We start from the raw sequence: 13,654 nt of genomic DNA on the forward strand, positions 1-13,654 counted from the left end.
AACATAAGGCGGTGAACCAAATTGCATAAGCTAAAACTGCACGGCTTCAATAATTTAACCAAAAGCCTGGGTTTTTGTATCTACGATATCTGTTATGCCAAAACGGATTATGACAGAGAGCAATACATTGCATATATTGACGAGCAGTATAATGCAAATCGGCTGACTGAGATTCTGACGGAAACCTGTTCTATTATTGGTGCCAATATCCTGAATATTGCCCGTCAGGACTACGATCCCCAGGGCGCGAGTGTCACTATTCTAATCAGTGAAGAACCGATGGACCCGAGCCTGGTGGATCAGTCAGAGCATCCTGGCCCTCTACCTGACTCCGTAGTGGCTCATTTAGATAAAAGCCATATCTGCGTCCATACCTATCCTGAAAGTCATCCTCAGGGCGGCTTATGCACCTTTCGGGCGGATATTGAAGTTTCAACCTGCGGCGTCATTTCCCCACTTAAGGCGTTGAACTACCTTATTCACCAACTGGAATCAGATATTGTTACGCTGGACTATCGGGTTCGCGGTTTTACTCGTGATATTAATGGGGTAAAACACTATATCGACCACAAGATTAATTCGATTCAGAACTTTATGACTGATGACATTACTTCCCTCTACCATATGGTGGATGTGAATGTTTATCAGGAAAATATCTTCCATACCAAAATGATGCTAAAAGAGTTCGATCTTGACCATTATCTGTTTAATGCCAGGCCGGAAGATCTGGATCAGCAGGAGCGTCAACATATCACTCGTCTACTGCGTAAAGAGATGCAGGAGATTTATTACGGCAGAAACATGCCGGAAGTCATGGTATAACGAGAAATGCGCCACACCCATTTGGGTGTGGCGATACAGAAAGGATGCTTTTGATTTACTGCCGACTATCGTTGGCCTGACGTAACAGAGTCCGACTTTCGTTTAAGAAGCGCGTTGCGTAATCACCAAACCAGCTCTTCACCTGATTAAAACTCTCAATAAACTCAGTCTTATCACCCGTCTCAATCAGCTTAATTGCCTCACCAAAGCAGTGGTAGTAGCGCTTAATCAGTGCCTGATTGTCCTGCGATGACATAATAATATCCGCATACAGTTGGGCGTCCTGAGCAAATAAGCGGCCAATCATTGCCAGTTCCAGACGATATATTGGCGAAGAGAGTGACAGCAGCTGCTCCAGGTCTACATTCTCCTGAGACAAATTCAAACCATAGGTGAAAGTTGCGAAGTGACGCAGCGCCTGAATAAAGGCCATATTCTTATCGTGCTCTACCGCATCAATGGCGTGTAGCTTCGCTCCCCATACCTGTAATTGATCCAGCAGCCACTGGTAGCTTTCCGCCCCTCTGCCATCGCAGTAAGCGATAACCTGCTTTGCCAGACTGCCCACATCGGGTCCAAACATTGGGTGTAAGCCTAATACCGGACCCTGATGCACTTCCAGCATTGCCTGTAGCGGCTGGTTTTTTATCGATGCAATATCTACCAAAATGCAATCATTTGGCAGTTTTGGTAAACGGCGGATAATTTGTTCAGTGATGTGAATCGGTACGCTGACAATTACCATGCCGGCACCGGACAGAATTGTTTCTGCTCTTTCCCAGTCTTGCTGTTCCAGTACCCGAATTTGATAGCCAGAAAGTTGAAACAGCTTGCTGAGCAATTGCCCCATTTTGCCGTTACCACCAACAATGACAATTGGCCCCATTTCCGGCTTTAAGGTTTTAAAACCTTTATCATTTTCGCTGGAATAGGATTCACGCATGATCCGGCGCAGTACGTCTTCAATCAGATCGGGAGGAACCCCTAAATCGGCGGCCTCTTTGCGGCGGGAAGCCAGCATACTGCTTTCACGTTCAGGAACGTAAATAGGTAACCCATGCTGGCTTTTTACTTCACCGACTTCTGCTACCAAATCTAAGCGTTTGGCCAGTAGTTTCAGTAGCGCTTTATCAACTTCGTCGATTTGGTCGCGCAGTATTGTTAGTTCAGCCACCATTTTTTTGTTGTTCTCCTGGGGTAAGGATGTGGTGTTGTTTTTATAAGCACTTCGTCGCCATAGGGCGACGAAGTGAAATACTAATAAATTTCAGAGGATATTCCGGCCATAATAACATAGTACCCATATCATCTAAGTGTCCGGCCGGAAGACCATTTGTACTTAGCATCGGAGAGCGTCGGGCCTAGCCCGCCTAGGGGCACTTCGTTGGCATACGCCAAGTCGACCCCAACGGCGGTCTCTCCCTCCGATAACCTTTCGGATAAAACCAATTCCGTCACCTACTGGTGACGGAATTTAGTGGATTAATATATCAACAAATATCACTATAAATCACGGACAAACTAAGGTCTTTTCCTTCAGCTCTTGGTGAACTTTGCGTAATAAGGTGTCGGTGGTTTCCCAGTTGATGCAGGCATCCGTTACGGAAACGCCGTAGCACATGTTGGCTCTTGGTTGTTCCGATGATTGGTTGCCTTCATTGATGTTACTTTCCAGCATCATACCAATGATAGAGCGGTTACCAGCCTTAATTTGCTCCAGTATGGAGTAGACTACATCGGCCTGGCGGCGGAAATCTTTATTCGAGTTGCCGTGACTGCAGTCGATCATTAACGATGGGTTGAGCCCTGCTTTACGCATTTGCTCTTCACAAGCCTGCACGTGTTCCGCTTCATAGTTTGGTGTCTTACCGCCACGCAGGATGATATGACCGTTTGGGTTGCCTTGAGTCTGCAACAGGCAAACCTGACCAGACTGGTTGATTCCCATAAAACGATGTGGCATCGAAGCAGCTTTCATTGCGTTAATCGCAGTTCCCAGACTGCCATCGGTACCATTTTTAAAACCAACCGGCATTGACAGACCAGAGGCCATTTCGCGGTGGGTTTGTGATTCTGTGGTACGCGCACCAATTGCTGACCAGCTGAACAGGTCGCCCAGGTATTGTGGACTATTTGGATCAAGCGCCTCTGTTGCCAATGGCAAACCCATTTCAACCAGCTTCAGCAGTAATTGACGGGCAAGGTGTAAACCATGCTCCATATCAAATGAACCATCCATATGGGGATCATTAATCAGCCCTTTCCAGCCGACGGTGGTTCTTGGTTTTTCGAAGTAAACTCGCATCACGATGTACAGGCGATCCTGTGTTTCGTCTGCCAGTTTCTTCAGGCGATGAGCGTAATCGATCGCAGCGTCCGGATCGTGAATAGAACAAGGCCCACACACCACCAGCAAGCGGTCGTCACGACCATGCAAAATATTAGCAATAGTCTGACGGGCTGCAGAAATATTGGCTTCGTCACTGGCGCTCAGCGGGTATCGTGCTTTCAGTTCTTCTGGTGTAATTAAAACCTGCTCCGCGCTGATATTGACGTTATTAAGTACATCTTTCTGCATAATCATAATGAGTTCCTTAAATCACCGCTCCTGTTAGCGGTAAAACACCAGATAGTTATAGAAAATAAAATAGCACAAACTGAGTGTAAACTTTTAAATCCAATTTTGTAAACATATTTTTACTCTATTTTTTCATCCTACAAATCCCCATCTAAAAAACTCAAAAAACACCCTGATGAAAACTGTCTTCAATGACGAGAATTCGCAGATAACCTCCACCATGTTAAACTAGAGCAAATCAATGGAGGTTTTATGCTTAGAGCAATTATTGTTGACGATGAACAACCAGCCCGGGAAGAGCTGGCTGAGCTACTTACAGAAGTAGACGATCTCACCGTCATTGGTGAGTGCAGCAATGCTTTAGAGGCTATTCAGACCATCCATCGTTTACAGCCGGACGTGGTTTTTCTTGATATTCAAATGCCCAAAATTAACGGTTTAGAGATGGCGGCAATGCTTGACCCTGCCAACATGCCCCATATCGTTTTTGTCACAGCATATGATGAATATGCAATAAAAGCGTTTGAGCAACACGCTTTTGACTACCTGTTAAAACCGGTCGACCTTCAGCGTCTCTGTAAGACGATTTCCCGATTAAAAACCGCCAAAACCGTAAACAATAATTTACACTTAGTCACGGATACTACCTTAAAACATATCCCTTGTTACGGACATAACCGCATCTTTTTACTTCGTCTGGAAGAAGTAGAATATTTAAGCTCAGAACTTAGCGGTGTTCACGTGGTTGGTACGGCGCAAAGTGGTTATACCCAACTTACGCTGAAAATTTTAGAAGAAAAGACCTCTTTCACCCGCTGTCATCGCCAGTATTTAATCAATCTCGACCAGGTCGGAGAGATTCAGTTACTGGAGAATGGCTCCGCCGAAGTTATCACCCGCTCAGGAAAACATATTCCTGTCAGCCGACGTTACCTGAAGCCGCTAAAAGAGCAATTGGGACTGTCATAAGCTTGGGTAAGGTTTTCAATATCATGCCCAATCCTGATATGATGCGCCGGAACTTTAAGACAAAGGCAATGTGATGAAACATATGATAACGATATTTTGTACTCTGCTGTTTATTAGCGGCTGTTCCAGCTCACCAGATGGCATGCCGGGCAGTTCAGATAACAGCGGGCCACCATCAAAATGGTTTGAAATCGGTCACTATGAAGCCATCACAGGTAACGATGTTAAAGACAATACGGTACTGTCCGAGTGGTATGGTGAAGCAGAAATTAACCGTACCTCCTACTTACAGGGTTTTGCCAAAGGTCAGGATGAGCTGTGTCAGCCAGAAAAAATTGCCGACCTGGCTAAAACTAATAAAGAATTCCCGGCCAGTTGCAATAGCGTAGCCAATGCAGAACAGCTAAAAAATAGCTGGCAGCAGTTAATTGAGAAGTAACTCAGTTATCAATAATCATCGATAAAAATATGCCTCACCAAATCCTGCTTCGGTGAGGCATATTTTATTAGTGCTAATCAAAATACGTTATTCTTCAACCGCAATGTAGTGAAAATACAATGGTGAATCATTGTTTACCAGACAGAAAATAGTCCCTAATTTTTCCTGTGCACTATTAATTTTAGCGGTTACCACTGTGCTTACAGGCTGTTTCCCCACTTTCCCATCAAAACGTTCAGTAATAACGCTTGATGGATCAATTTTGGCCTGACCTAACAGGGAAACCATATCCGGGTTCTCCTTCATCACTTTCTGGCCATAATTCAGGCAGCTTTGTTCAACCGAGGTTGCCATTGCACCAGCGCTGCATGATAGTGCGCCAATCATCAAAAAGAGTTTTATTGCTTTCATTTACTACTCCCTATTCTGTCTATTTACAGGCGCTATTTGTCTGTATCTGCTGTATGTCTAACTGCTCCGGGCTTCTGTCTGGTTCAATAAACAAAAAACCTCATGCATATTTTGGTTATGCCGTCATCTCTGAACGACACAGCCAAAATATGCATGAGGTGATTTAAAACAATCAATAGTGATAATTGAGTATTATATAGTTACAGTTAATATCATTCGAATTGATTTTGATATAACGTCTTAAATTGATTAGGTTAAGATGCTCACGCTTCTTTTCAAATTTTAATCAAGTACCTGCACCCGTTTCTGCTCAATTATCATTTCAAACTAATAAACCTGATACCTGATAAGAAAACCGTGGTATTCCACAAACGTTATCAACCGCCGTGTTGGCTCTCTTTTGGAAGATCGATTCCGCTGATTCCCCCTTCATCCAGCACTTGGGTATAACCCATATCCTGAAGGATCTGTTTTGCCATTCCCGACTGGCGACCTGAATTGCAATACAGATGCAAAGTGTCATCCTTATTGCTTATCTGGCTGACGATCTGCTCTTTAAGCTGCCTCAGTGGAATATTGATAGCACCTTTAATATGTTCGGCCTGATACTGTTCCGCTATTCGTACATCAATCCAGTGTTCTGCCGCCATTACAGACGCGGAAAACATCAGCATGATGGTGATTAAGCAACTTCTGAGCATTTCGCAATTTTCCTGAATAAGTTTGGTTAATGATGGTGATTAAATACCACCAGCAATCTTAATGGTAAATAAATTTGAGGCTGGATAATACCCTTAATATCCAATATAGCTGGCGACATAAAATATCAGTAGAAGGGAAACCATACCTCGATATTTAATCTTAAATGACATTTTTACCAGGTTGCCGGATTTCTGCGACTATTTGATATGCTTTCAATATCAGTAATATCTTTAAAAATACCTTTACTCACACATGATTAAACCTCTGAAAAATTCAATCACCATAATGAAAAAATTCTCATAACAAACGCTTTCACATACAAATTCATTAATAGAATTTCATTACCCGTCAATTAATCAACAACAAAACAATAAACAAATTCAAATAATTTGAAACACGTTCAATATTCACTGCGCCAATCATTGTACTATCGGACTAAAGTCAGCTGAACGGCCTTTGCCTACTCTAGAGGGAGTTCTACATTATGAAACTTGCCTTCACCAATAAAAAAGTCATTTATACCCTGCTGATCCTTGCCGTGATTGCTGTCTCGGCTTACACCTGGACTCGCCTGCAGGATAACGGCCCGGGAGACGGTTTTGTCAACGGCAACGGCCGACTGGAAGCGACCGAAATTGATATCTCAACCAAACTGGCCGGGAGAATTGATGACATTCTGGTTAATGAAGGTGACTTTGTGCGCAGCGGGCAAATTCTTTCCCATATGCAAATACAGGTGTTGGAAGCTCAGCGAGCTGAGGCCACGGCACAGTATCATCAGGCAGTTCATGCAGAAAAAAGCGCTCAGGCGCAAATAAAACTACAGGAAAGTGACGTACTGGCCGCCAAAGCCACCGTTGCCCAAAGAGAAAGTGAACTGGATGCCGCTCAGCGCCGTTTGGCCCGTTCAGAAGTACTGGCTAAATCACGAGCCCTGTCATTCCAACAGCTTGATGATGACAGAGCCAGCATGAAAAGCGCTCAGGCCGCACTGATGGCAAGTAAAGCGCAGGTTGCCTCTGCGGATGCCGCAGTAGAGGCGGCTAAAGCTCAGGCAGTGGGCGCAGCGTCCAGCGTACAGGCGGCACAAGCCACCATTGACCGCGTTCAGGCCGATATCATCGACAGTCAGCTTATTGCTCCTCGTGACGGGCGGGTACAATACCGTATTGCACAACCTGGGGAAGTTTTAGGAGCCGGTGGCAAGGTGCTGAATATGGTGGATTTGTCTGATGTATATATGACCTTTTTTCTGCCGGAAACTGCCGTGGGTAAAGTGTCTATCGGCGGTGAAGTTCGGGTGATTCTGGATGCAGCCCCGGGCTATGTTATCCCGGCCAAAATATCCTTTGTTGCCAGCACGGCTCAGTTCACCCCTAAAACCGTTGAAACTGCCAGCGAACGGCAAAAATTGATGTTCCGGGTAAAAGCGCAAATTGACAAACAGCTGCTGCAAAAATATATCGAACTGGTAAAAACCGGTTTGCCCGGTGTAGCCTGGGTCAAACTGGATGCCAGTGAACAATGGCCTGAAAATCTGACGGTGAATGTCTCGCCATGAAACAGCAACCACCGGTAGTACGACTGACGCAAGTCAGCTTACATTACGGTAAAACGCTGGCGCTGGATAATATCTCGCTGGAGATCCCGGCTGGTTGCATGGTTGGCCTTATCGGGCCTGATGGTGTCGGTAAATCCAGTCTGTTATCTCTGGTATCCGGAGCTCGAGCCATTCAGGATGGTGAGATCAACGTACTGAATGGCGATATGCGCAGTAAACAGCATCGGGAGTCCGTTTGTCCGCGCATTGCCTATATGCCTCAAGGGTTAGGTAAGAACTTATACCCAACGCTCTCGGTAGAAGAGAATCTGCAATTTTTTGCCCGTCTGTTTGGTCATAATGCTGCTGAACGCCGCCGCCGTATCGACCAACTCACCTACAGTACCGGACTCTACCCTTTCCTTAATCGACCGGCGGGTAAGCTTTCCGGCGGAATGAAGCAGAAACTGGGCCTTTGCTGTTCCCTGATCCACGATCCTGATTTACTGATTCTGGATGAACCCACCACCGGTGTGGACCCTCTGGCCCGCTCTCAGTTCTGGGATCTTATCGATCGGGTAAGAAGCGAACAGCCGGGTATGAGCGTTATTGTCGCTACTGCCTATATGGATGAAGCTCAGCGCTTTGACTGGCTGGTTGCCATGGACGACGGAAAAATTCTGAAAACGGATACTCCTGCCCGGCTGCTGGAACAAACTCAAACCGACTCACTGGAAGCAGCCTTTATTTATCTGTTACCGGAAGAGAAACGCCGAAATCATGTACCAGTAGAAATCACTCCACTATCAACCAATGACAAAACCGATATCGCCATTGAAGCGCAGGATCTCACCATGCGCTTTGGTAATTTTGTTGCCGTTGATCACGTTAACTTCCGTATTCAGCGCGGTGAAATATTTGGCTTTTTAGGTTCGAACGGCTGTGGCAAATCTACCACCATGAAAATGCTAACCGGTTTACTGCCTGCCAGTGAAGGGCAAGCCTGGTTGTTTGGTCATAAGATCGATTCTAATGATATGAATACCCGCAAGCGGGTTGGTTATATGTCACAGGCATTTTCGCTGTATAGCGAACTGACGGTACAGCAAAACCTGTTGCTACACGCCCGATTGTTCCACGTCCCGGCAGACCAACAGGACCAGCGCATTCAAGAGATGGCGGAACGCTTTGACTTAACCGGAGTGATGGACAGGCTGCCGGACAATCTGCCGTTAGGTATCCGCCAGCGGCTATCGTTGGCGGTGGCGATGGTGCATAAACCAGAGCTATTGATTCTGGATGAACCCACTTCCGGGGTAGACCCCATTGCCAGAGATAATTTCTGGCGGTTGTTGATTGAGCTATCCCGGCGGGATCGGGTCACTATCTTTATCTCAACCCACTTTATGAATGAGGCGGAACGCTGCGATCGTATTTCTCTGATGCATGCGGGTAAGGTACTGGCCAGCGATCCACCGGCTGAATTAATGAAGAAGCGCGGTGCCACTACGCTGGAACAGGCATTTATTGATTATTTAATCGATGCAGGAGCCGGTACCGACACCGGTTCTTCTGCCGCTAAGCCATCTGAACCGACGGTATCGTCTTCCACCAACACCGCAGAGCCTAAAAAGCACGTGGTATTCAGCATTGGGCGCACCATGAGCTATATGTGGCGGGAGACGCTGGAATTACGCCGCGATCCGGTACGGGCAACGCTGGCGCTGCTTGGGTCACTGATCCTGATGTTTGTTATCGGTTTTGGTATCAGCATGGACGTGGAAGATCTGAATTACGCCATTCTGGATCGCGACCAGACTGGCCTGAGCCAAAACTATGCTCTCAATCTTTCCGGCTCACGCTATTTTATTGAACAACCACCCATTCGTGACTATCAGGATTTAGACACCCGCATGCGAAATGGTGATATATCGCTGGCGATAGAAATCCCGCCTAATTTCGCCAGAGACGTACAGCGAGGCAGTGCCGCTCAGATTGGGGTCTGGATTGATGGCGCTATGCCACAGCGGGCAGAAACGGTTCGCGGCTATGTACAAGGAATGCATCAGGGTTGGTTGATGGATCAGGCTACTTATCGGCTGGGTACGCCAGCAAAAGGCGTTATCGATATTGAAACCCGCTTTCGCTATAACCCTGATGTTAAAAGTCTGCCAGCGATTGTTCCGGCAGTAATCCCGATTTTATTGCTGATGCTGCCCGCGATGTTAACCGCACTGGCGGTAGTACGGGAAAAAGAGCTGGGTTCGATTATTAATCTGTATGTTACACCGGTAACCCGTACCGAGTTCCTGATAGGTAAACAGATCCCCTATATTGTGCTGGCGATGGTGAACTACTTCCTGATGGCGTTGGTGGCGGTCACTCTGTTTGATATTCCTATTACCGGCAGTTTCACCCTTCTGACCGTAGCAACCTTTATCTACTGTATTATTTGTACCGGCATGGGGCTGTTGGCTTCCACCTTTACCCGTAGCCAGATAGCCGCCATGTTTACTACCATGATTGCCACCCTGCTCCCTGCTATCCAGTTCTCAGGCATGATTAATCCGGTTTCCTCACTGGAAGGTGGTGGTCAGATTATCGGTCAGATTTATCCGACTACTCATGTGCTGATTATATTCCGGGGAGTATTTTGTAAGGCGCTGGATTTCTCCGATCTCTACAGTGCGGTATATATGCTGTTGATAACCGTACCGGTGATTCTTGTTTTAACTATTCTATTACTGAAAAAACAGGACACTTAACTATGCAACAGTTATCGAATATCTATCGTTTAGGTGTCAAAGAGCTCTGGAGCCTTATCAGAGATCCTGCCATGCTGGTGCTTATCGCCTTTACCTTTACGGTGTCTATCTATACTGCGGCCAGCGCAATTCCTGAATCACGGTATAAAGCGACGATAGCTATTGTTGATGAAGATGACTCTCCGCTTTCCCTGCGCATTAGTTCAGCATTTTACCCACCGCAGTTTGTCACGCCGAAGAAGATTACGCTGAATCAGGTGGACCCGGGGATGGATTCCGGTGATTACACATTCGTGCTGAACATTCCGCCAAACTTCCAGAGTGACGTGCTGGCAGGTCGTTCGCCTGCTGTACAGCTCAACGTGGATGCCACCCGCATGAGTCAGGCATTTACCGGCAACGCCTATATTCAGCAAATCGTAACGGATGAAGCCACCGCCTTTGTGCAGCGTTATCGTGAAACAGCAATTCCACCGGTAGATCTGGCGCTTCGGGTACGTTTCAATCAAAACCTGACCCAGTCCTGGTTTGGTGCATTAACCGAAATCATCAATAACATTACCATGCTGTCGATTATTCTGACCGGCGCGGCGCTGATCCGCGAGCGGGAGCACGGCACCATTGAGCATCTGCTGGTGATGCCGGTTACCCCAACGGAAATTATGTTGGCTAAGGTGTGGTCGATGGGATTGGTGGTATTAGTTGCCTCTACCCTGTCGCTGATTTTTATTGTGCGCGGAGCGTTGAATGTTCCTATTGAGGGTTCGATCTTTTTGTTTATTACCGGTGCGGCGTTACACCTGTTCGCCACCACCGCCATGGGAATATTTTTAGCCACTCTGGCTCGCAGTATGCCGCAGTTTGGTATGTTGCTGATTCTGGTGCTGTTGCCGTTGCAGATGCTGTCCGGTGGCAGTACACCGCGAGAGAGTATGCCGGAGTTTGTGCAGGACATTATGTTACTGGCACCAACCACTCATTTTGTTGAGTTGGGTCAGGGGATTTTGTTCCGTGGGGCGGGGATTGATGTGGTCTGGACGTCGTTTTTAGCGCTGTTTGTGATTGGTTGTGTGTTGTTTGCAACTTCACTGGCGAGGTTCAGGAGGACGATTAGTCAGATGGCGTAGGGATACAGCAATTAAAATAGTTCAAACCAAGTAATCTGCACACTTTTAATACCACTAGTTCAAAAATAATTGAAAATAAAATGACGATAAAACTATTAAAGATTACATTTTAGAAATATCTTCATTATTAAGAGAAAATAAATTTGACAAAGAACTAAAAGAAGAAAGAGAGAATTATCAGATAAACTATGCACTAACACTATTGGCAGTTATAGCTCTATTTATTATATATCTCTCACGCGAAAGTTCCGATTGGACCTGGTTTACTGATTATCAATATTTAACAAAATTATTTGGTATTACCTTATCGTTTATTTATATCGGTATTTCAATTGAGAAAACCTCATTTTTTAAAATAATATGGAATTTTGGATTTTCTAAGTTTATTATTTCAATCGCAATCTCAGCAATAATCTTATTTAGTTCAGGTAAAGCATCAGAGTTAATTAATTTAGTATTTAATGTCGACGCATCTGCTTTTCCTTATACACGAGCCTACATTGTAGGACTATTAGTTTTTCAATACACCTCTCCATTTTTAGTAATTATCGCTTGTTTTTATATATTGCACTCAATCGATATTTGGTACTATATTAAAAAGTTAATAAATAGAAACAGCAGTTATTATACAGAAGTCCCCTATTTATCAATTCTATTCTTAATATCTTCTATAACATTTTTATTATTTTCATATAACTGGGTTAAACGTGATTTTTCTGAAGATGCATATCCTAGTAAAATTTACCGACTAGCTCATATTTTAGATTTTAATTCTAAACACCCATGTCTAAATATTAATAAAAATACTAAAGTTATCTTTTTAGATTCTGCATACAATAAAGTATTAGTTGATGAGAATAATATAAAAACCAAAAATATCGAATCATTCATTAATAAAGATTCGAGTAAAGTGTTCATCCCAAAAAAATTTAATATTGTATTTTGCAAAATAGACTAAAACTCAAGTTATTAAGTCAATAGAATTATATTTATAATTAACGAGTTAGCAAACTGGTATGCTGATCGAAATTTCAGAAAACAAATTTTATTATCATAAAACCAATCCGAGAATTTACCTATTCACCATCAAACCTGATATGAAAAAATAACACTCTAAATTCAAGCATTCCATTAATTATTAAAGGAATCCATGAAGAAGCCTCAAAAATTAAATGAGAGAATACATGTCAATACTGAACTGACTTAGCTAAAAATCAAACAGTTATAGCCAAAGTATTACATGACTTATCTCAGTAAAACAGAAAGGAGGCACACCATGAAAACAGAACAAGATTGGCATTCAGCTGACATCATTGCAGCATTAAGAAAAAGGGGAACTTCTCTATCCGCAGTTTCAAGAAATGCAGGTCTGGCATCATCAACGTTGGCTAACGCGCTGGTAAGGCCGTGGCCAAAGGGAGAAATGTTGATAGCTATTGCTCTGGATTGTAAACCAGCAGAGATATGGCCTTCGCGCTATAACTCAAGAAAGATGACTAAAGATATATAGATGTTTGTATTTAGGGGGGGAATCAATAAAAGAGCCAGCTATCAATTAAGAAACTGGCTCAACAGATACCAATTATCAAGATCGTTCGTTGTTCAACCCCGTCAACGGTAAACAAATATTCTGAACGTGGTTTTTAAACAATTCTGGCAGCCGCTCTAAAACCCTGTGTTTTCCTGACATATCCGCGCTTTTAATAGCATCCACCAGCATATCGACCGTCAGGCTTTGCAGCATTCTGTTTGCCACCGGCCAATAGCTTAAATGCCAGGGCTCCGGGTACATTCCCCCCTGATGCATCCCATATGGCCTGAAGAAGCCATACTTCTCAATATTTTCATTCAGCCACAGGTGCAAATCATAAAATACACCGCCCTTAACCGTTTCTTGTGGTAACAGCTGAACATGATAATTCTCTGGTGCTTTAGTTAAATCAACCACATCAATCTCAGTTCCCCATTGATGCCGGCTGGCACCCGGTAGAGCGGACCAGTTTAAAATACAATCAATGACTTCATCTTCGCTATGGAGCTGTGAATAATCTCTTGGCACCCCGTGAATATCATATAGCGGCTTCTGCCCGTTGAATTTGCCATTCCAGATTTTAAGCTGAGTCTCAAACCCTCTGAATGCGCTAAAAGGAAACAGCGTGAAGCCATCCTTTTGGGCTGCATTTTGCAGCTCACAAAATGGTTGATAAACTTCTTTATTAACAGCGAAACGGGGGTTATTTAACTGAATAACATGCGATCGGGTTCGTCCGGTCAACTCCAGTTCATTCCACATAAAAAATT

At 44.5% G+C, this 13,654-nt stretch carries 13 protein-coding genes; 8 read left to right on the plus strand and 5 right to left on the minus strand.

The window, feature by feature from the left end; all coding sequences use genetic code 11:
• Positions 1–21: 21 nt before the first annotated feature.
• On the plus strand, positions 22–822 hold the full coding sequence (speD, locus tag GOL65_RS07585) for an adenosylmethionine decarboxylase (protein WP_140919988.1): 801 nt from the start codon (positions 22–24) through the stop codon (positions 820–822).
• 55 nt (positions 823–877) lie between these two features.
• Here speD and tyrA read toward each other — a convergent pair whose 3' ends face one another.
• Both tyrA and GOL65_RS07595 read right to left on the minus strand, forming a co-directional pair.
• The gene (gene tyrA, locus GOL65_RS07590) at positions 878–1,999 is read right to left on the minus strand and encodes a bifunctional chorismate mutase/prephenate dehydrogenase (protein WP_140919990.1); all 1,122 of its coding nucleotides are present in this window, start codon (positions 1,997–1,999) and stop codon (positions 878–880) included.
• Between the two features lie 333 nt (positions 2,000–2,332).
• A complete protein-coding gene (locus GOL65_RS07595; RefSeq protein WP_140920074.1) occupies positions 2,333–3,400 on the minus strand; it encodes a 3-deoxy-7-phosphoheptulonate synthase in 1,068 nt (355 codons plus the stop codon).
• 252 nt (positions 3,401–3,652) lie between these two features.
• Here GOL65_RS07595 and btsR point away from each other — a divergent pair, with 252 nt between their 5' ends.
• A complete protein-coding gene (btsR, locus tag GOL65_RS07600; protein WP_140919991.1) occupies positions 3,653–4,369 on the plus strand; it encodes a two-component system response regulator BtsR in 717 nt (238 codons plus the stop codon).
• Positions 4,370–4,442: 73 nt separating this feature from the next.
• Positions 4,443–4,808: a DUF2799 domain-containing protein gene (locus GOL65_RS07605; RefSeq protein WP_140919992.1), complete on the plus strand. Its 366-nt coding sequence runs from the start codon at positions 4,443–4,445 to the stop codon at positions 4,806–4,808.
• Positions 4,809–4,895: 87 nt separating this feature from the next.
• On the opposite strand, the gene GOL65_RS07610 is transcribed toward GOL65_RS07605, so the two are convergent.
• Both GOL65_RS07610 and pspE read right to left on the minus strand, forming a co-directional pair.
• The gene (locus GOL65_RS07610; protein WP_140919993.1) at positions 4,896–5,219 is read right to left on the minus strand and encodes a hypothetical protein; all 324 of its coding nucleotides are present in this window, start codon (positions 5,217–5,219) and stop codon (positions 4,896–4,898) included.
• Positions 5,220–5,596: 377 nt separating this feature from the next.
• The gene (gene pspE / locus GOL65_RS07615; RefSeq protein WP_140919994.1) at positions 5,597–5,920 is read right to left on the minus strand and encodes a thiosulfate sulfurtransferase PspE; all 324 of its coding nucleotides are present in this window, start codon (positions 5,918–5,920) and stop codon (positions 5,597–5,599) included.
• A gap of 485 nt (positions 5,921–6,405) precedes the next feature.
• On the opposite strand from pspE, the gene GOL65_RS07620 reads away from it, so the two are divergent.
• From GOL65_RS07620 to GOL65_RS07635, 5 genes are all read left to right on the plus strand, one after another.
• On the plus strand, positions 6,406–7,482 hold the full coding sequence (locus GOL65_RS07620) for an HlyD family secretion protein (protein ID WP_140919995.1): 1,077 nt from the start codon (positions 6,406–6,408) through the stop codon (positions 7,480–7,482).
• Complete coding sequence (rbbA, locus tag GOL65_RS07625) at positions 7,479–10,226, plus strand: ribosome-associated ATPase/putative transporter RbbA (RefSeq protein ID WP_179038212.1); 2,748 nt, start codon at positions 7,479–7,481, stop codon at positions 10,224–10,226. The genes GOL65_RS07620 and rbbA overlap by 4 nt, the downstream gene beginning before the upstream one ends.
• A gap of 2 nt (positions 10,227–10,228) precedes the next feature.
• Positions 10,229–11,353 (plus strand): ABC transporter permease, encoded by a 1,125-nt coding sequence (locus GOL65_RS07630; protein ID WP_140919996.1) that lies wholly within the window; start codon positions 10,229–10,231, stop codon positions 11,351–11,353.
• A 202-nt stretch (positions 11,354–11,555) separates the two neighbouring features.
• Positions 11,556–12,311 carry a hypothetical protein gene (locus GOL65_RS22035; RefSeq protein WP_218652008.1) on the plus strand — a complete coding sequence of 252 codons (756 nt, stop codon included), beginning with the start codon at positions 11,556–11,558 and terminating at the stop codon, positions 12,309–12,311.
• Between the two features lie 318 nt (positions 12,312–12,629).
• Positions 12,630–12,863 (plus strand): helix-turn-helix domain-containing protein, encoded by a 234-nt coding sequence (locus GOL65_RS07635; RefSeq protein WP_140919997.1) that lies wholly within the window; start codon positions 12,630–12,632, stop codon positions 12,861–12,863.
• A 75-nt stretch (positions 12,864–12,938) separates the two neighbouring features.
• Here GOL65_RS07635 and GOL65_RS07640 read toward each other — a convergent pair whose 3' ends face one another.
• The gene (locus tag GOL65_RS07640) at positions 12,939–13,646 is read right to left on the minus strand and encodes a M15 family metallopeptidase (protein WP_140919998.1); all 708 of its coding nucleotides are present in this window, start codon (positions 13,644–13,646) and stop codon (positions 12,939–12,941) included.
• Positions 13,647–13,654: the final 8 nt, after the last annotated feature.

The sequence above is a fragment of the Limnobaculum xujianqingii genome, from assembly GCF_013394855.1.
In the GTDB taxonomy this organism is placed as follows: domain Bacteria; phylum Pseudomonadota; class Gammaproteobacteria; order Enterobacterales; family Enterobacteriaceae; genus Limnobaculum; species Limnobaculum xujianqingii.